Below are 19,817 nucleotides of genomic sequence, written 5' to 3' on the forward strand. Positions count from 1 at the left end.
AGCGAGCTGTGAGTATTCTGGAAGCCAAGGAGCTTACGATCTCCTATGGAGCAGATCCCATTATTGAAAATTTGAACCTGACCATTCCCAAGGGACAGATTACCGTCCTGATTGGCAGCAACGGCTGTGGTAAATCTACGCTGCTGCGTACGATGGCCCGGTTGCTGAAATCCAGCTCCGGTTCGGTGCTGCTGGATGGTGAAGAGATTGCAAAGCTGCCGACCAAGGAAATTTCAAGACGCATGTCCATCCTGCCACAGGGTCCGACCGCTCCGGAGGGCCTGACGGTGAACCAACTGGTTAAGCAAGGACGTTATCCACATCAAACATGGCTGAAGCAATGGTCACGAGAGGATGAGCGCATGGTCAAGCTGGCACTGGAATCCACACATCTGACTGAACTCGCGGATCGGCCTGTGGATGCACTGTCCGGTGGACAGCGTCAGCGTGCCTGGATTGCAATGACACTTGCGCAGGGCACCGAAACGCTACTGCTGGATGAACCTACAACCTATCTGGATATGACACATCAGATTGATATCCTTGATCTGCTATTTGAGTTGAACGAACGGGAAGGACGCACGATTGTCATGGTACTTCATGATCTGAATCTGGCATGTCGTTATGCGCATCACATTGTGGCTGTTCACAACAAGTCGATCTACGCGGAAGGTAAACCAGAGGATATCGTTACACAGGACATGGTCCGTAAAGTCTTCCAGATGGAGTGTGAGATTGCAGTTGATCCGTTGTTCGGTACACCAACCTGCATCCCGCATGGAAGAGGGAGGAAGCTGAATGGGGAACAGCGTTACACTCAGCTGGCTTGAGGATCAAAAAGTCCGCTCTTGATTCGTTCAACAGTTATTCAAAACTCCACATCGACTCCATTGCATAGCATACAGATAACAAATTAGGCAAGCTATTGGTTAAACCATGTCCCAGGCTTGCCTGGTTTGTTGTGCCTATTAATCGATCCTAAACCACATACGGCGACTCAAACCCACACTAAATTCAATCTTATTTTTCCTTAAAAGTTTATTATTGACAATATAACTCGAATTGCCATAAAATAGATTTTGTATGATATTGATAATCATTATCAATATTAAATTACAATAAAAATTGATGAACGTATGAGCAATATAAGTTGAATTAATCATTTACATGCAACGGAGAGGACAGAAAAAACCTGAAAAAGCGAAGCGTTCGCCTTTATCCCCGGATTTTTCCATTGAGAAAAGGGAATCGAAAAAATCTGGGGATAACAGCGATTGGAAGGTTGTTCTGTCATTGTAGTTTCGGTGTAAATAATCCTTAATTCAACTTATATAGGAGCGAGTACCTTCATTCGAATCGAGGAGGATTTTCAGTGTTTCCGAAAGGGATTCATAATCTGCAAAACCGACTCATTATAAGCAAAGCGAGAGAAATGGGCATCACCTGTGAGCCACTTCTTGAGGGATGCGAAGATTTTCTGAAGCTGTCTGTAGGGGACAAGCAGATCATCATTAACAAAACCAGATCTCATCGTCTGCCGTTAATCGCTGGACTGCTCGCGAAGAACAAGCAGGCATGCAATATGTTGCTGCATGAGCAGGGGATGCCTGTACCATCGTTTATCGTGATCCCAGAGATGGGGAGCAATGCAGCAGCTTTTCTGAATAGATACCGCTCCATTGTGGTGAAACCGCTGGATGCGAGCAGCAGCATGGGCGTGACTCTGGATGTGCGTACCGAAGATGAACTGAAGGCAGCCATTCATCTTGCGAGTGTCCACGGCAGCAGCATCATGTTGCAGCAATATGTAACCGGAATCGATTACAGAGTGCTGATCATTAACGGTGAAGTGGCGGCTGTGAACCAGTATCGGCCTGTCTATGTCGAGGGAGACGGAACTTCAACCGTTCGGGCATTGATAGAGCAGTTGAATCAGGATCGAATCGAGATGACGCACATTGGCGAGTATGAAGCGTTCCCCGAGGTTAATGCAGAAGCGGAACGACTGCTGGAGGTATTACATGCACAAGGGACAACACTTGATGAAGTTCCTGCCGCGGGAAAAGAAATCGAGCTATACGATCTCCGCAATTCTGCCGCCGGAAAAATCAGTGAATTCTACAAGGATTGTACCGAAATTATTCATCCTGAAAATGCCCGAATGATCACTCAGGCGGCAAAGACTCTTCAGATCGATGTAGCAGGGGTCGATGTTCGTTGTTGTGATATCCGCAATCCAATCTCTAGAGAACAAGGAGGCATCCTGGAAGTGAACGCCTTGCCAGATATGACACACCACGTCTTTCCCCATGGTGGAACAACTCGTGATGTGGTTCGGTTATACCTGGAATACCTGTGTCAGGAGCAACTTGAGCATAAAGGAATATAGCTGATAACAACGGATAAAAGATGCAGAACGAGAAACACAGGCAGCAGGTTCAGCCTGAATCGATTATAAGGAGCGTTAGAGGGCTATGTCAGTAGAGGTGCAGACGGAATATCTGAAGCTGCAAAATGAGAAGGAATCCAATGCAAGATCGTACCCCAGACATTTCCCGCTAGTCATTAGCAAGGCCCATGGGGTGAAGATTACCGATACGGAAGGCCGCGTATTCTACGACTGCCTGGCTGGTGCAGGAACATTGGCGCTGGGACATAACCATGACACGGTGATCAACGCCATTCGCGATGTGCTGGATCAGCAGATTCCGCTACATACACTGGATTTGGCAACACCGCTGAAGCTTTCATATATGCAAGAACTATTCTCCATTCTTCCGGAAGAGATGCGAGATAAAGCCAAGATTCAGTTCTGTGGTCCAACCGGGGCCGATGCGGTAGAAGCTGCCATTAAGCTGGTCAAACATGCTACAGGTGGTAAATCCATTCTTGCTTTTCAAGGTGGTTATCACGGTTCGACCCAAGCGACGATGTCGATGAGTGGCAACCTGAGCAAGAAACAACATCTGCAAAGCCTGCTACCGGATGTTCATTTCCTGCCGTTTCCTTATGAATACCGCTGCCCATTTGGTGTTGGTGAAGGCATGACGGCCCGGTTGAGCGCACAGTATATCGAGAACCTGCTCGATGATTGCGAGAGCGGTATTGCCGCACCGTGTGGGGTCATTGTGGAGACGGTACAGGGTGAAGGTGGAGCCATTCCGGCAGATATTGAATGGCTTAGGGAGCTGCGCCGAATCACGGCAGAGCGAAGCATTCCGCTTATCATCGACGAAGTGCAGACAGGCATCGGACGGACAGGGCGAATGTTTTCGTTCGAACATGCCGGGATTGTACCTGATGTAATCATCTGCTCCAAAGCAGTTGGCGGAAGTCTGCCCATGTCTGTCGTCATCTATAAGGAAGAGTTGGATCAATGGCAACCTGGTGCACACACAGGCACGTTCCGTGGCAATCAACTAGCCATGGCAGCGGGACTTGCGACACTTCGTTATATTCGGGAACAGGATGTTTTACACAACGTGCATCTACGCAGTGAGCAGTTCATGAATCAACTGAATGCAATGAAAGAGCGGTATGCAGAGATTGGTGATGTGCGAGGTAGAGGACTGATGATTGGCGTTGAGGTGGTTGATCCAATGGGACGCAAGGATCGTCTGGGTCATTATCTGCCTAATGGTGCGCTGGCTGAGTCTATTCAGCGTGAATGTTTCAAGAATGGATTAATTGTAGAACTGGGCGGGCGTCATTCAGCTGTTGTTCGTTTTCTGCCGCCGCTGAATATTACGGAACAAGAATCGGGTGCAATCCTTGCGATCTTTGAGAAATCGGTAGCTGAAGCGATTGCTTTAGCAACGGCTGCATGTTGAAGCTATCCCTGATGAAGAGGCATGCAGTATTACTCGCGATTCTGATCGGTGCCTTTTCGCTGGTGCTGACCAACAGTGCATTTAACCTGCTGCTGCCTTATTTTGTGCAATATTATCAGATCTCTACGACAGCAGGAGGATGGATCATCGCGCTGTACATGCTGGCTATGACGTTAACAATGCCGCTGGCTTCCCTGATTGTGGACCGACTAGGGCGTAAGCAGACGTATATGTTGGGCATCAGTATCTATGGACTGTTCTCGGTAGCAGGTGCGTTGTTTTATCACTCTATTGAAGTACTGTTGCTGGTTCGTTTCATGCATGGCGTTGCCGCGGGGCTGATGATTCCGTTATCCCTTGTGCTGTTGTTTGATGTATACGGCCCGGAGGTACGAGGGCGAATTACCGGAGCGTGGGGTTTGCTGCTTATGCTCGCTCCGGCTGCCGGACCAACACTGGGGGGCTTCATCATTCAGTATGGACGGCTTGAAATGTTGTTCTGGCTTAACGTGCCACTGGCTATATTCTCGTTGATCGGGTGCGGTCGAGTCATTCAGACCTATATCCCTGCCCGTAGGAAAAAATGGCATCCATCCAGTGTCATGCTGCTGATCAGTGCTGTAGGTGCTCTTAGTCTGGGGGTACAGTTGTACGCGAGTCCAGTTGTGGTGGTATGGGTACCTTGGCTGCTGATTGCACTGGGTGTGGGATTACTCATTCGTTTTATCCAGACAGAGAACGGTCGCAAGGAACCATTGATCCGATACCAGTTGCTGCGGCGTAATGCCGTCTTTCCGCTGACCGTGCTGATCTCGACGATTCAGGATTGTGTGATGTTTGGCGTGATCTTTGCATTGCCATTGTTGTTCCAGGATGTCTTCCACTTGTCACCAGCCATGTCCGGTGCGCTGTTCATTCCCTTATCCATCTGCACAAGTCTGTTCATGTGGATTGGCGGCAGCTTGCTGGACCGAGGTCGGTCCATACATTTTATCGCATGGGGCACGTTGCTGGTGTCGATATCCATTCTGTCGTTTGCGGTTCTACCCATGGGAGCATCGATCTGGATCATCGGTATGCTCATGGCGTGCCGGGGAATTGGCGTTGGTCTGTCAGGCATGAGTATCTCTGCTATTGGTTTACAGGCTTTACCGGAGGAAGACATGCATGAAGGCTCGGTGTTATCGACCACAATTGAGCGGCTCGCTTCTTCGTTTGCGGTGATGGGCTTGACCCTATATTACGATATGCGTTGGCAATGGCTTGCCGGGGCAGGAACGTCCATGGAGATGGCCAAATGGGGAGCGCTCAAAGAGATTTGTATCGGACTTGGCTGCGCCATACTGCTTACACTTCCCCTGGTCTTACTTATAACCCGAAAGAAGGTTGGCATCATTGTTCGAGATGGAAAACAAGCTCCGGTCTGAGGCTGAGCAGCAGGCCCATGAACATTCATGCAAACTGCTGATGAACTGTTACATCCGTGAGCTTGCACTAGAGAAGGAAAACGATATTCGGATCAATCCAAATACGCTGACGTACGCTGTTGCTTTTCAAGCCAGCGTGGTGACGGTGACAGGACGCTTGTCTTATTACTCTGCCATGGGGGAGCATGAATACCTCAGCATGGAATCTGGCGGGGAAGCGGTGCATTATGGCGACTTGGTACGTTGGATCACATGTGAGCTAAGTGGAGATGGAGCACAGGGAGCGAGTTCGGACCAACATGGAATGAAGAAAAGTGTGATGGAAATGAAGCGTTCACTTGAGGTGGATATTGCACATCCAAAGGGCGAGAATACGAATCGTGTAGATGCGACGTATGCCAAAGATTTTGCACAAAAGGTAGATAACAGTGTCGGTAACCTTACGTTGTATATCGAACAAGCAGCCGGTCTCGACATCCACGATTATCGCACATCGGAACAGTCACTGTTGTATGGTCATCCGTTTCACCCTTTCCCGAAGAATTCCAAAGGCTTTAGCGAGCAGGATGTTCAGAACTACAGTCCGGAGTTACGGACATCGTTTCAACTCTGTTATATCGCCGTGAGGCAGGACGTCTACGTGCAGGAATGGGTGGATGATGAGGCGGTAATGGATTTGCATGATCTCCTGCGGAGCCATGTGGAGCCTATTTTAAAAGAAAAAAGTGGAATGTATGGGCTGCTGCCTGTCCATCCATGGCAATACGCATACATATCACGGTTGTCAGAGGTACAGCACTATATTCGAGATGAAAAATTAATCCTACTCGGTAGTGCGGGGCCTACCGTCTATCCAACCTCTTCGGTCCGTACAGTTTATGTTCCCGAATGGAACTGCAATATCAAGCTGTCACTGAATATGCAGATCACCAACATGATTCGCACTAACAGTGCTGAGCAGATGCGCAGAACACTGGATGCCTCCAAGTACGTCAGGCAGCATGACTGCTTCGGCGCCGAACCGAACACGTATATTGCGTATGAGACAGGTGTTGCGACTTGTGCTTTTGAAGATGAAGAGTTAACCAGTCTGTTTACGATAGCTTATCGGCCCATTGAGTTTGATGTCGAGAATACGTATGTCTTATCCAGTCTAGTAGAAGCACCGCTTCCCAGGATGCGGTCGAGACTGATGACGATGCTGGGTGGTGGACGTGACATAGCTGAGCGTTGGTTGGATCGTTATCTGAAATGTTCTCTGCTGCCGATTGTACGGGCGGCGGGAGAGAAAGGTATTCATTTTGAAGCTCATTTGCAGAATACCCTTGTGACCTTAAAGGATGGGTTGCCTGTTGATTTTATCGTCCGCGATCTGGAAGGGGTCAGTGTGGATGAGGAACTTATCCTTGAGCAGGATCGTGCTGCGTCCGATTTATTATTTTATTCGCGAGAGAAAGCCTGGGCGCGGACTTCTTACTATTTTATCGTTAATCATCTGGGTTCTCTAATTCATGCCATGGCGCGAGATGTGAACGTATCCGAGGAGCATTTCTGGAAGCAGGTACGTGAGGTACTTGTGGATGAACTGGAACGAACGGGCAATGCATATGTGCAACATCTGCTGACAACGGATGCTTTTCTGGCCAAACAAAACTTGGTGAGTTGTCTAAGAGGGATCAGCCAGACCCCGGCCTACGTGCCGGTGAGCAATGTAATGAAACGAATGGGGAGTGAAGTACGTGGGAGTCGTGGGATACAGGGCTGAAGCAGGCGGCAGGACAGAAGCAGTCTACGTGGGTGTACAGGAACGGATCATGCGGCAGACACTGGAGGCGATGTGGTTCGAAGGCATTCTGGACAGCCATGTAAGTGGGAGCGAATGGCGAACCGAAGGACTTACATCGTCAGGAAAACCTGTGGCGTACACGTGTGAAGCCGAGCGGAAGTTTTCATTTGGCCGGGTGAAGGTGAAGAAGGGTTCGATTCAAAGAGAGGGCGTACCTTGCACCGATCTGGATCTCTTTTTGGAAGAAATTGTGCTGAACGCGTTGAAGGGTGCAAATGTGACGGCTTTTATCCAGGAACTTCTCGAAACGATGGCAAAGGATAGTCAGTGCCGGGCGATATTGCCCATGAACATTCCGAGTGAGGATCGGCATTATGATGCGCTTGAAAGTCATATGACCGACGGTCATCTGTACCATCCGAGTTATAAGTCGAGGTTAGGATTTTCCCTGAAAGATAATCTGGCTTATGGCCCTGAATTTAACTCGGAGGTTTCATTAGTCTGGGTTGCTGTGAAAAAAGATTTGGCTCAGACCGCTGTATCCGCAGGGTATAGCTCTGAAAAACTGGTGGGGCAACATCTGACGGCAGAGGATATGCAACGATTTCAACAGATCCTGCAACAACAAGGTCGTACGGACATGGCCGAGAACGTTAACGCATATGCGACGAGTGCAGATCAGCTTGAGAGCAGTGCCGAGGTTGGTGAAATAACAGCTGTTCATGATAGCTCAATAGGCTCTGGCGTAGGTAGCAAAGACAGCAAGGTTGATGGAAAAATAAGTGCTGACGCTAGTGATCGCTATGTGTTCATACCAGTTCATCCATGGCAGTGGGAGCATCAGTTGGAATCGGTATTTGCCCGTCAACGGATGGATGGGGACATTGTGTATCTTGGTCCATCGTCTTCGCCCTATCGCGCGCAGCAGTCGATCCGTTCGCTGTCGAACCGGGTGAACCCAGAAGCGCCTTACATCAAACTGGCCCTCAGCATCACCAACACGTCGAGTACGCGCATTCTGGCACAGCATACGACCCAGAACGCACCGCTGATCAGCGATTGGCTGGAAGAACTCGTTTGTGAGGATGAGCTGTTGCAGCAGGCTCAGTTTGGCATTTTGAAAGAAATCATGGGACTGTCATTCCGTTATGAACTGTTGCCTGCAACCCAATATGGACGAGCCTACGGCACACTTGGTGCGATCTGGCGGGAGAATGTATCGGTTCATCTGAAGGAAGGCGAGACAGCATGGCCGCTGAATGCGTTGATGTTGGTGCAGCCGGATGGTATTCCATTTATTCAGGATGCTGTAGAACGACATGGTGTGGAAAAGTGGAGCGAGGCCCTTGTTCGCACAGTTACACTGCCGATTATTCATCTGCTCTATGCACACGGGATTGCGCTGGAATCTCATGCTCAGAATATCATTTTGGTACTGGAAAACGATCTGCCGAAACGAATCATTATCAAGGATTTGCATGATGGTGTTCGTTATGTACCGGATCAACTGTTACACCCGGAACGGGCACCGAAGCTGAACCCGGAGCCGGAAACTCATCGCAAGTTCAATCGGTATTCCTTCATCTATGCGGGAGATGTGTCGGAAGTCCGGGACTATACGTATGACGCGTTCTTTTTTATCTGTATGACGGATATTGCGCTTGCTTTGGAGAAGTTTGGGTTGTCGGAGGAAGCGTTCTGGCAGCTGTGCGCAGGTGTAATTGTGGATTATCAGAAGCAGCACCCGGAGTACGAAGAGCGATTCGCTGCATTTGACCTTTTTGCCGAAGATGCACTGATCGAAGAGATGACCAAGCGCCGCCTGTATGGGGATGGGGAGTTATATTTCCGCAAAGCGAGCAATCCGCTCAAGATATCAAAGGATGTACTTGAATCAGAGAGAACACCCGAATTAAAGGGAATCGTCAAATGAGAATTAACACGCTGAAGGAAAAAATTGCACGCGAACAGCCCGTATATGGTCTTTTTGTATCCATCCCACACCCGATCATCATCGAGATGATCGGACATGCGGAGTATGACTTTGTCATTATTGACCTGGAACATGCCGCAACATCGATGGAATCGGTGGAAGAGTTGGTTCGGGCTGCTGAACTGGTCGGCCTGACCCCGCTGGTACGTATCTCGAAAGTGGAACGAGCGGAGATTCTCAAAGTGCTGGACTGCGGGGCACAAGGCATCGTTATTCCGCATGTCGAGCAACTGGAGCAGGTGGAGGAAGCGGTTCGTCACGCCTACTATCATCCGGTTGGCACGCGGAGCTTGAATAGCGGTCGTCCGGGTGTATTCGGGAAATATCCACTCACCGGATATATTGAGGAAGCCAATAAACAGGTGATGGTTGTCCCCATGATCGAAAGTGTGGAGGGCGTGCGGCAAAGTGCACAGATTCTGTCTCACCCTCAGGTGAGTTTTGTATTGGAAGGGGCGGCGGATCTGTCGCAATCCCTCGGCGTGCCATGGCAGACAGAGCACCCGGATGTGAGACGTGCACTGGATGAATTGCATGCTACTGCCCAGCAGTGCGAAGTACCTTATGCAACGGTCACCAGAGGTGTGGAGGATATGTCGCTCTGGGCTGAGCGGGGAGTACATATATATGTGCTTGGTGATGATCGGAATACGGCGTTTCGGGCATATGCCCAAAAACGGAATGACTACAGGAATGCGGGTGGGCAGATATGAAACCTAGTGTATGGCATGCGATTGATGAACTGCAACGCGGAATGGAAGAACCGGTATGTGCGTATGTATACGATCTGGCTGGCATTCAGGAACAGGTGAGTCAGATGTTGGGCAGCATGCCCGGGAACACACAATTGTTCTACGCTATCAAGGCGAATCCAGATCCGCGGATCATTGAGGCGTTGCTTCCATTGGTGAAGGGATTTGAAGTGGCTTCGATTGGAGAGCTACTCAAGGTTAGAGCGGTAAGTCGCGAGGTTCCGATTCTGTTTGGAGGTCCGGGGAAAAAGGAGAGCGAACTGCGTCTGGCGATCGAGCATGGCGTGAGCTACATCCATGTGGAGAGTCTGTTGGAACTTCGGCGCATCATTGCGATTGCGAAAGAGAGGGCGATGGAGCAGGAGCAGGTGCAGGAGAGCAGGCAGAAGCAAGAATGGGAGCAGAACCCGGGACATGAGCCAAAACACAAGCAACAACAGGAGCAAGCGCAGGAAGTGCGCATACTGCTCCGAATCAACCTGCGAAGCAGTACGTTACCTCGGACGAAGATTGTTATGGGTGGTGGGCCGAGTCCTTTTGGAATCGATGAAGAGGCGGTGGAAGAAGCCATTGAACTTATTCGTGTGGAAGGCGCGGGTCTGGTTCGGTTAAGCGGGTTCCATTTTCACTCCTTGTCCAACAATATGGATGCCAGGCTGCATGCCCAGATGATCGAGCTGTATTTGCAAAAGGTGGAGCAGTGGCAGCAGCAGTATGATCTTCCTGTGGAAGTGGTGAATGCAGGAGGCGGCTTCGGTGTTACGTATGATGGCAGTCCCGGATTCGACTGGCCTTTATTCACATCGTTGCTAGAACAAAGTGAAGCCAGACAGCGCCGTGTTTCACGCGGAGGTCAGCTGTATTTTGAATCGGGTCGACTGTTGGTGGCAGACCATGGGTATTACGCGGCAGAGGTTACGGATATCAAAACTTCTCATGGTCAGTATTTTGCCGTGTTAAGGGGAGGTACGCACCACAATCGTCTGCCTGCTTCATGGGGACATAACCATCCGTTTCAAATTATGGAGACGAACCGTTGGAAGCATTCATTTGCCCGGCCAGAGGTAAGAGGTCGTCGAGTCCATATCGTAGGTGAGCTATGCACACCCAAGGATCGCATGCATTCCGATGCGGAGGTAGCGCTGCTGCGGGTAGGTGACATTGTTGTATTTGAAAAGTCTGGAGCTTATTGCTGGACCATCTCGCATCATGATTTTCTGGGGCATCCGCACCCGGCATTCCATTATCTAACGGAGGACAATGATCATGTCAACACTGATGAAACGTTCCAGTCTGCAAGCCGCTGAACGCCGGATTATGGCGGATCTGATGAATTCATTTTTGTCGGAGCAATTACTCCCACTGGAGGATCACCCATTCATTGATTTTGCCGCAGCACCTGCACCGTTCCGTCGATTGTACAAGGGGTATGACAGCGAAGAGCTTAATCAGAATATAGCTTCTCGCTACAGATTACACACGCAAGGTGTACTGTGTCTGGTTGAAGAAGGGGTGAGACAGGGGATTCAGTGGGTCCAGGGTTCACCGATCTACGAGGAGAAAACAGATGGAAGATGGGTTCTCCTTGATTCTCCGGCAGAGGTTGGACGTGCGGTGTTACAGAGGGCTTTGTCGGATAAGGCCTATGCGCAGCCTGGGGTGGCGGAATTCCTGGTTAGTCTGGACATTGCTGTGGAGCAGTATGCTTTGGGCTGGGAACAAGTCCAGTATCTGTCCTCTAACGTCCCGGCTTCTGCTTATGAATGGTTTATCAAAGGTGAACGTGTTGCGGCATTGCGTGATCGTCCATTTCATCCATCGTCCAAAGCTAAAGTGGGATTCAACGCAGAAGATGTAACTCGGTATGCAGCGGAATTCGGGAAGGCGATTTCGCTGCGCTGGGTAGCTATACGGCTGGATGCCATGCAGCAAGGTTGCGAAGATGGACTGTCCATTTTGGATGTGTTAGACGAGATTCAGCGTGGAGTAGTGGAAGCCGAGTTTGCCCGCAAAGGGATCACGTTGGGCGAATATCAGCCGATGCCTGTTCATCCGTGGCAATTGCAGCATGTGATTCTGCCTCGCTTCACGGGAGAGATTGAAGCGGGTAGCATTGTCGTATTGGACATAGAAGTGGGCGACGTACAGGCCACATCCTCTCTGCGCTCGATGGCTCCGTCAACTGAATCCACCCTAATGCTCAAGCTACCGGTTAGTGTGCTGTCTCTGGGGGCTGCTCGTTATCTTCCGGTAGTGAAGCTGCTGAATGGTCTTGCTGGAGAACGGATGCTAAGACAAGCTGTTGCTTGTGACGAGACGTTGAAGCACAAGGTGTATATGTGTGAAGAACAGAACTGGTGGGGTTTCATGCCGGAATCCATGGGACTGTTCGATGATCATCCCCGGCATCTGGCTGCACAGATTCGTGTGTATCCCGCTGAATTGTTGGATGATGCTTACAAAGTCATTCCAATGGCCGCACTGGGTGTGAATCTGGAAGGGCAGCATCTATTGACGGAGATCCTGGGTGATGACTTGAGCGGCGCGGATGTCCTCGAATTTTATACCAGCATAGCTACGACGTTTTATGACATCGTGATGCGTCTGTTCAAGGTGGGCGTTGTGCCTGAGATTCATGGTCAGAACTGTTGTCTGGTGTTACGGGATAATCAGGTAAAAGGTCTTTTGTTCCGCGATCATGATTCCGTACGTCTGCATCAGCCTTATCTGGACAAGCATGGTATTGCTGACCCTGCCTATCATATTCGTCCAGGCTACTCGAACAGCCTGTATAACGAGACGATTCAGAAGCTGATCTTCTATGTGCAGTCTTTGGGGACGCAGGTGAATCTGGCTGCGATCATGGAGGCACTTAGCGAGGTGTATCACATCCCGGAAACGAAGTTATGGGAGATCACGGAGCAGGCTTGGAAGGAAGCGCTGCAACATGTGCAGCTTCCCGAATCTGATCGGGTCGCGCTCGCTCATGCGATATTCGAGAGCAAGGAGTGGCCCGTGAAGTTAGTTGTCCGTCCGCTGCTTGAAGCGGATGGGGTGCCTGGCGCGATGCCATCGGGCAAAGGCATAGGGTGGAACCCTTTTTACAAGGGATAGAGGTTAAGTAGTGTTGGTGTAGGAGTGTTGAGAGAAGAAGTGGCGTGCTAAAGGAGAGAACAGAGAAGGTGACCCGGTCGACGGGTTGCCTTTTTGGTTTGTTGTCATCGAGACTTGAAATGCTTGGAGGGATAAAACGTTCATTAATCTGGCTAAAAAATCTTCTGAAATGGAGGTACAGGAAAGAGACTGATGGTATAATCGGGTTATGTGTTATAGTCATACTTGTGTATTACCGAAAAGGTTTTCGGAAAAAGCGACATCTACTGTTGTAACCGCAATCATAATTTACTTCAAGAAAGTGAGAATCTACCATGAATCAGAAGAGACTTTTTAATGATGGATGGCAATTTGCGAAAAGTAAGCTGGATGTTACGGAACCTGCAGGTCTGGTATATGAACCTGTGGAACTTCCCCATGATTGGCTGATATATAATACGCTTGAACTGTATGAGGACAGCATTGGATGGTACCGCAAGACGATCCATTACACGAAGGATGAGCAGCAGCTTTTGCTTTGTTTTGATGGCGTGTACATGGATTCTTCGGTGTATGTGAACGGGCAGTTGGTTGGGGAGTGGAAGTATGGCTATTCTGCTTTTGAACATGAGATCACGAATGCACTGGTAGAAGGCGACAATGAGATTGTGGTCAAAGTGGTGCATCAGAGCCCGAACAGCAGATGGTATTCCGGAGCCGGAATCTATCGCCATGTGTGGCTGAAAACGAGAGACCGCAACCACATCGTGACGGATGGAACGTATGTATCGATTCAGCAACAGCCGAATGGCTGGCAGGTGGAAGTAGATACGGAGCTGAACCTGGAACAGAATCAACAAGCAGAGCTGATGCATACGATCCGGTATGAAGGTCAGGTGGTGGCATCCAGCCAAGCGAATGTTACGGCTTCGGTGGGTGAGAATGCGGCAGCATCATTAGATAGCCAACAGATCATTGTGGAGAGTCCAAACTTGTGGAGCCCGGATGCACCGCATCTGTATGAACTGGTGACAGAGCTGCGATTGATCTCGGATGATCAGGAACATCGGACAGTTGAATCGGTCTCACAGCGCATTGGATTCCGGGATATCAAGCTGGATGCCAATGAAGGGTTCCACCTGAACGGAGTCAAGATGAAGCTGAACGGCGTGTGTGAACACCATGATCTCGGTGCGCTGGGAGCGGCTTTTAACCTGACGGCATTGCGTAGAAGATTCGTTTTACTCAAAGAAATGGGCGTTAACGCTATCCGCACCGCACATAATATGCCTGCCAAAGAGTTCATGGAACTCGCGGATGAGATGGGTATGCTGGTTGTGTCTGAAGCCTTTGATATGTGGGAACGTGCCAAAACGCCATACGATTATGCGAGATTTTTCCCGGAGTGGGTGCACACCGATGTGAAAAGTTGGGTGAAGCGCGACCGTAACCATGCCAGTCTGATCATGTGGAGTATCGGGAATGAAATCTATGATACCCATGCGGATGAGCGTGGACAAGAAGTAACTCGGATGCTGATGGATTATGTGCTGGAATTTGATCCAAAAGGTAATGCAGGCGTGACGATTGGTTCCAACTACATGCCGTGGGAAAATGCACAAAAATGCGCGGATATCGTGAAGCTGGCAGGTTACAACTACGCGGAGAAATATTACGACAAACATCATGAAGAACATCCAGACTGGATCATCTATGGTAGTGAGACGTCTTCGGTGGTGCAGAGCCGTGGCATTTATCACTTCCCATTCGAACAGCCGATTCTGGCAGATGATGACGAGCAGTGCTCGGCTTTGGGTAACAGTACGACGAGCTGGGGTGCGAAGTCGGCAGAATACTGCATTTTGGCAGAGCGGGATACGCCGTATTCACTGGGTCAGTTCCTGTGGACTGGATTCGATTATATTGGAGAACCGACACCGTATCATACGAAGAATTCGTATTTTGGACAGCTGGATACAGCAACGTTCCCGAAAGACTCCTATTACATCTACCAAGCGGCTTGGACGGATTATAAGAAAAGTCCGATGGTTCACTTGTTCCCTTACTGGGATTTCAGCCTGGGTCAGATCATTGATGTACGCGTGTGCAGCAACGCGCCGAAGATTGAGCTGCAACTCAATGGTAAAACCATTGGTACGTACGATATCGATCATGCCAATGGAACACAGCTGTCAGGTTGGTGGAAAGTGCCGTACGAAGAGGGCGAGCTGAAAGCGATCGCTTATGATGAGAACGGTCAGATCATTGCAACCGATGTGCAAAGATCCTATACGGATGCGAAGAAGATTCGTCTGCAAGCAGATCGGGCGCAACTGCAAGCGAATGGTACAGACCTCATTTTTGTCGAAATTGATGTGGAAGATGAGGCGGGTAATCCGGTTCACAATGCGAACAATCGCGTACAAGTTCAGGTGACGGGTGCAGGACGATTGCTGGGTCTGGATAACGGGGACAGCACGGACTACGATCCATACAAAGGGTTGAGCAGAAGACTGTTCAGCGGCAAACTGATGGCGATCATCGGAGCGACAAATGAACCTGGAACGGTACGGATTGAAGTTTCTTCCGAAGGTTTGGAAGGGGCTGTAGCTGAGTTTGAATCGCGTATTGTGGATGCGGAACTGGTTGATGAGAAACTAGCGAAAGCTGTCTTCATGAACAATGAAGAACGTCCGGTGCTAACGGGGAATGCTCAGGAGATTCCTTTGCGGAAAATTGAGATCATCAGTAAAGCAGGACAGTTGCTCGATCCATCTAACCCGGAGCTGGTCGTAACCGCCAAGCTGTACCCGGAGAACACTTCCTACCGAGATATCGAGTGGGCTGTTGTGAATGATGCGGGGATCGAGTCCAACATTGCCAAGGTGGAAGCTGTTCAAGCAGAAACGGGCGACAACGGTGAGCATCAACATGCGGTGAAGGTATCGGCTATAGGTGACGGGGAGTTCCGGCTTCGCGCAACCAGTACCAACGGTACGGATAAAACGAAACTCATCTCCCAGCTGGAGTTCAAGGCGGAAGGTCTCGGCACAGCATACAAAGATCCATACGGTTTCATTACGGGCGGACTGTACGATTACACCAAAGGTGAGGTTGGTAACGGCAACGAACGTGGGGTAGCGACAAGTCGCGACGGAGAGACGCATGTAGGCTTCCGTAATATTGACTTCGGGCCATATGGCTCCGATACGATTACCATTCCAATCTTTACGTTGTCCACGGAGGACTACTTCATTCAGATCTGGGAAGGTATGCCGGATGAAGAAGGAAGTACGATGATCGCGGATGTGGTGTATGACAAAGAGTCCATTTGGAATGTGTACCAGGAAGAGACATACCAATTGTCCAAACGTCTTAGCGGAATTACGTCGATCTGTTTTGTACTGAAGCAGAAGATTCATATTAAAGGCTTCTCCTTCGAACGTCAGAGTCGGGCCTTCGAGCAGAATGCTGCTGCATCCTGTGATCATCTCTATGGAGATACGTTCAAAATTGAGGGTGACCGTGTTGAAGGTATCGGAAACAATGTGTCACTGGAGTTTGAAAACATGGACTTTACGGCAGAAGGTACGTCGAAGCTCGTGATCTACGGCCATTCACCGATTGATAAGAATACGATTCATATTCGCTTCGCAGGTGCGGACGGACAGAGCAACCAGCTGGTTGAGTTCACACAGTCGAGTGGATACGAAGAACGGGTGTTTGAGCTTGAACAGGTGAAAGGTGAGCAGAAAGTAAGCTTTATCTTCCTGCCAGGCAGTCAGTTTGACTTCGGCTGGTTCCGATTCGAGAAGTAGAGTACAGATCAATCCCCTTCAAGTAAACGGTGTTCGTTCAGAACATGTGGTTACTTGAAGGGGATTTTTTATTATTGTGTAACGCTGATGCAAGAAAACGGAGCGCTCATGCTTTCTTCTATGGAGAAAAATGTTGCAGAAGTTATTGTTCCATTTTACGTTGTAATGAAGAAATCCCCTCGGGTCTACGGTGTTGATCGCATGTCATCATGTGATCTTTTTTCACTGTAACCAGGAGGGGATATGGTAGGCCAACTGCTGTTGGTTTAGAGTTGAACTGCTGTTTTCTTACCTTCTTTACGTTTCTTAGCGTATTCTGCTGTAGCGGTAAACAAGACATCCGAGGATGAATTCAGGGACGTTTCAAATGAGTCTTGCAACACTCCGATGATGAAGCCAACCCCAACGACTTGCATCGCAATATCATTCGATATGCCGAACAAGCTGCATGCCATAGGAATAAGAAGAAGAGAGCCACCCGCCACACCCGAGGCGCCAGTAGCGGCAACAGCGGATAACACGCTGAGAATCAGCGCTGTTCCAAAATCCACTTGAATACCCATCGTATGAACAGCTGCAAGGGATAAGACCGATATGGTAACGGCTGCCCCCGCCATATTAATCGTAGCGCCCAACGGGATGGATACCGAATACGTATCCTTGTCCAATCCTAACTTTTCACATAATCTCATATTGACTGGAATGTTCGCCGCAGAACTTCGTGTAAAGAATGCCGTAATTCCGCTTTCTCTTAAGCACTGAAAGACGAGGGGGTATGGATTCTTACGAATGTTCAGATACACGATAAGCGGATTGACAACAAGCGCGGTGAACACCATACATCCAACAAGAACGGAAAGTAATTTGCCGTATCCCAACAAAGACGAAAGTCCGCTTGTTGTAATGGAGTCAAAAATAAGACCCATAATTCCGAACGGTGCAAACTGGATTACCCATTTCACAATCTTCGATACTGCTTCCGAGAATTGAGTAATCAGGTTTTTGGTGTTATCACTCGAGCTTTTGAGAGCAACACCTAGCAGCAAGGCCCAAGCCAGAATACCGATATAGTTAGCGTTCATCAGTGCACTTACCGGATTATCAACCAACTTCAATAACAAGCTCTTCAGGACCTCAACAATGCCATCAGGTGGAGTCAATTCTTGCACATCCGATACCAATGTCAATGTAACCGGAAATAAGAAACTTGCCACAACCGCGAGTAGCCCAGCCAGAAAGGTACTCATAACGTAAAGGACGATAATCCTTTTCATATTGGTTTGAACACCTTTTCGATGGTTGGATATAGCGGCCATCACCAAAAGTAACACTAAGATTGGAGCAACCGCCTTTAATGCTGAGACAAATAAGGAACCAAAAAGTGCAATTCCTGTTGCACCGGGCACGATCAGGGCCAAGACAATCCCCAAGACAATTCCTAGTAAAATTCGTTTAATAAGACTCATTCGGTTCCATTTCGTTAATGCCGTTCTCATCCATATTCCTCCGAGTTTCAATATAAAATCTTATCAAGCAACGCATCGGCGCTGTAATGGAGCATAGCGTTAGTTTATCACGGAATTTGTCTCTTGTGTGGTGTGGTAATATTTGTATTATAGATTGTCCCATCCCCCGCTGTCCTTTTGCCTTCCCCATCGTGTATACCTTTGTTCATATGCTGATGTTTGGTCTCTATTATGTATTTTTCGCCTCAGAACAGTTCAGTTCCGCGGTAACTCAGGGGTACAGCGTTTTCTTGAATGGGAATATGCAGCGATTGGTGGAGATGGGGATAAGTTTGATCATGGCAGTAGCGTTGTTTGTAGTATTCCAAGGCTGGAGCTATTGGACGGCAAAAAGGAAGTTGAACTCCGCTTCATAAGGGTATTTCGCTTCCCTCATAATTAAACAATGAAGCCATGCTGGCAAGACAAAGGACAACTACAGCAGGACTCTTGTCTTTTTTATTGGGCTTTCCTCATAGTTATTCGCACACTCTCCGAATGTGCTAAGGACATAGTATAGGGCATATATACTGTGTGCCTTGGCCTAAGGAGATGACCATTTTGAAGTATCTGAACAAGAGGACAGCCACCCTCAACAAATTAAGGCCCAGTCGTTCTACGTTGAAATGTAGAAAAAAACACTTGGGAAAACGAAAGAAATGCCATATTATCCGCAGATCTTATCGGAAAAAGCGCTGCTCACTGAAGCGTCCATTAAGATCACAGAAAATGGCCCGTGACAAAAAAGTCATTGCATTACCGAGAGGGGTAGGCAGCAACCCGGTATGCTGTGAGCCCGCCCCCCAGCTGGCTCCGTTGAGACAGCACGAATTGGAGACTGTGAGTCTCCCTGGAACGCAAGGTGTGGCAGGTGCCCAGGGCCCTGCCGGATCTCACGGTGAGCCGGGGCAAGCGGGGCTTCATGGAGCGCAAGGCCCGGCTGGTCCTCAAGGTGAATCGGGGCAACGGGGAGTTCCTGGAGCGCAGGGTCCTGCAGGTGCTCAAGGCGAACCGGGTCAACCGGGAGCTCCCGGAGCGCAAGGCCCGGCAGGCCCTCAAGGTGAGCCGGGTCAACCGGGAATTCCGGGAGCGCAAGGCCCGGCTGGTCCTCAAGGTGAACCGGGTCAAGCAGGACTTCCCGGAGCGCAGGGTCCCGCTGGTCCTCAGGGTGAGCCAGGTCAACCGGGAACTCCCGGAGTCCAAGGACCAACGGGTCCCCCAGGTGAGCAAGGTCCGCCGGGCACCGTACCCGGAATTGAAATCATTCCTACGGCAAACCGTTACTTCTATTTTCCGGATACCGATCTGGATTTGTCGGCATCGGTTGTAATTCCTGCCACAGAATTCACAAATGACGATGGCGACAGCATAACCGAATTTGCCGGGGTTGGACTTACTAGTTTCAACAATCTTTATATAAACGGGATTGTCCAACCAGGAAACTCATACAGTGTAAGTGCAGAGAGGTTGTTTTTTTCGTCACAAAACGGTGTGATCTTTGCAGGGACACCTATCACTATCGAGATAATTATAATAACAGCCAATATTATAAATGGTTAAAATTGGATTTAGTTGCTGGTTCCTTTGCCTTCACTACTCCCAAACCTACCACA

General features: G+C 49.3%; 12 protein-coding genes. 11 read left to right on the forward strand and 1 reads right to left on the reverse strand.

From position 1 onward, the window contains the following. Positions 1-8: 8 nt before the first annotated feature. From AC4E8D_RS05015 to AC4E8D_RS05060, 10 genes are all read left to right on the forward strand, one after another. Entirely contained in the window at positions 9-830 is an 822-nt protein-coding gene (locus tag AC4E8D_RS05015) for an ABC transporter ATP-binding protein (RefSeq protein ID WP_100526515.1), read from the forward strand. A gap of 542 nt (positions 831-1,372) precedes the next feature. Continuing rightward, entirely contained in the window at positions 1,373-2,389 is a 1,017-nt protein-coding gene (locus AC4E8D_RS05020) for an ATP-grasp domain-containing protein (RefSeq protein WP_339306995.1), read from the forward strand. 85 nt (positions 2,390-2,474) lie between these two features. Then, positions 2,475-3,830: a diaminobutyrate--2-oxoglutarate transaminase gene (locus AC4E8D_RS05025; RefSeq protein WP_490205924.1), complete on the forward strand. Its 1,356-nt coding sequence runs from the start codon at positions 2,475-2,477 to the stop codon at positions 3,828-3,830. Then, entirely contained in the window at positions 3,824-5,257 is a 1,434-nt protein-coding gene (locus tag AC4E8D_RS05030; protein ID WP_490205925.1) for an MFS transporter, read from the forward strand. Before AC4E8D_RS05025 ends, AC4E8D_RS05030 begins: the two co-directional genes overlap by 7 nt. Further along, a complete protein-coding gene (locus AC4E8D_RS05035) occupies positions 5,235-7,022 on the forward strand; it encodes an IucA/IucC family protein (RefSeq protein WP_490205926.1) in 1,788 nt (595 codons plus the stop codon). Before AC4E8D_RS05030 ends, AC4E8D_RS05035 begins: the two co-directional genes overlap by 23 nt. Next, the gene (locus AC4E8D_RS05040; protein WP_490205927.1) at positions 6,997-8,976 is read left to right on the forward strand and encodes an IucA/IucC family protein; all 1,980 of its coding nucleotides are present in this window, start codon (positions 6,997-6,999) and stop codon (positions 8,974-8,976) included. The genes AC4E8D_RS05035 and AC4E8D_RS05040 overlap by 26 nt, the downstream gene beginning before the upstream one ends. After that, positions 8,973-9,749: an HpcH/HpaI aldolase family protein gene (locus tag AC4E8D_RS05045; RefSeq protein WP_490205928.1), complete on the forward strand. Its 777-nt coding sequence runs from the start codon at positions 8,973-8,975 to the stop codon at positions 9,747-9,749. Before AC4E8D_RS05040 ends, AC4E8D_RS05045 begins: the two co-directional genes overlap by 4 nt. Then, on the forward strand, positions 9,746-11,095 hold the full coding sequence (locus AC4E8D_RS05050) for a type III PLP-dependent enzyme (RefSeq protein ID WP_490205929.1): 1,350 nt from the start codon (positions 9,746-9,748) through the stop codon (positions 11,093-11,095). The genes AC4E8D_RS05045 and AC4E8D_RS05050 overlap by 4 nt, the downstream gene beginning before the upstream one ends. Next, positions 11,055-12,902, forward strand: coding sequence for an IucA/IucC family protein (locus tag AC4E8D_RS05055; protein WP_490205930.1), 1,848 nt, complete (start codon positions 11,055-11,057; stop codon positions 12,900-12,902). The genes AC4E8D_RS05050 and AC4E8D_RS05055 overlap by 41 nt, the downstream gene beginning before the upstream one ends. A 314-nt stretch (positions 12,903-13,216) precedes the next feature. Then, entirely contained in the window at positions 13,217-16,699 is a 3,483-nt protein-coding gene (locus AC4E8D_RS05060; protein ID WP_490205931.1) for a glycoside hydrolase family 2 TIM barrel-domain containing protein, read from the forward strand. 266 nt (positions 16,700-16,965) lie between these two features. Here the strand turns inward: AC4E8D_RS05060 and sstT are convergent, their stop codons facing one another. Further along, positions 16,966-18,195 carry a serine/threonine transporter SstT gene (gene sstT / locus AC4E8D_RS05065; RefSeq protein WP_237176813.1) on the reverse strand — a complete coding sequence of 410 codons (1,230 nt, stop codon included), beginning with the start codon at positions 18,193-18,195 and terminating at the stop codon, positions 16,966-16,968. 738 nt (positions 18,196-18,933) lie between these two features. Here sstT and AC4E8D_RS05070 point away from each other — a divergent pair. Next, complete coding sequence (locus AC4E8D_RS05070) at positions 18,934-19,764, forward strand: DUF4183 domain-containing protein (RefSeq protein ID WP_490205932.1); 831 nt, start codon at positions 18,934-18,936, stop codon at positions 19,762-19,764. Positions 19,765-19,817: the final 53 nt, after the last annotated feature.

This window comes from Paenibacillus sp. SRL342 (assembly GCF_984798905.1).

What these genes read in the sequence shown, in the direction of transcription:
- AC4E8D_RS05025 (WP_490205924.1), top strand. Translation starts at nt 2,475, where the DNA reads ATGTCAGTAGAGGTGCAGACGGAATATCTGAAGCTGCAAAATGAGAAG.
- AC4E8D_RS05030 (WP_490205925.1), top strand. Translation starts at nt 3,824, where the DNA reads ATGTTGAAGCTATCCCTGATGAAGAGGCATGCAGTATTACTCGCGATT.
- AC4E8D_RS05035 (WP_490205926.1), top strand. Translation starts at nt 5,235, where the DNA reads ATGGAAAACAAGCTCCGGTCTGAGGCTGAGCAGCAGGCCCATGAACAT.
- AC4E8D_RS05045 (WP_490205928.1), top strand. Translation starts at nt 8,973, where the DNA reads ATGAGAATTAACACGCTGAAGGAAAAAATTGCACGCGAACAGCCCGTA.
- AC4E8D_RS05050 (WP_490205929.1), top strand. Translation starts at nt 9,746, where the DNA reads ATGAAACCTAGTGTATGGCATGCGATTGATGAACTGCAACGCGGAATG.
- AC4E8D_RS05055 (WP_490205930.1), top strand. Translation starts at nt 11,055, where the DNA reads ATGTCAACACTGATGAAACGTTCCAGTCTGCAAGCCGCTGAACGCCGG.
- AC4E8D_RS05060 (WP_490205931.1), top strand. Translation starts at nt 13,217, where the DNA reads ATGAATCAGAAGAGACTTTTTAATGATGGATGGCAATTTGCGAAAAGT.
- sstT (WP_237176813.1), bottom strand. Translation starts at nt 18,195, where the DNA reads ATGAGAACGGCATTAACGAAATGGAACCGAATGAGTCTTATTAAACGA.
- AC4E8D_RS05070 (WP_490205932.1), top strand. Translation starts at nt 18,934, where the DNA reads ATGGCCCGTGACAAAAAAGTCATTGCATTACCGAGAGGGGTAGGCAGC.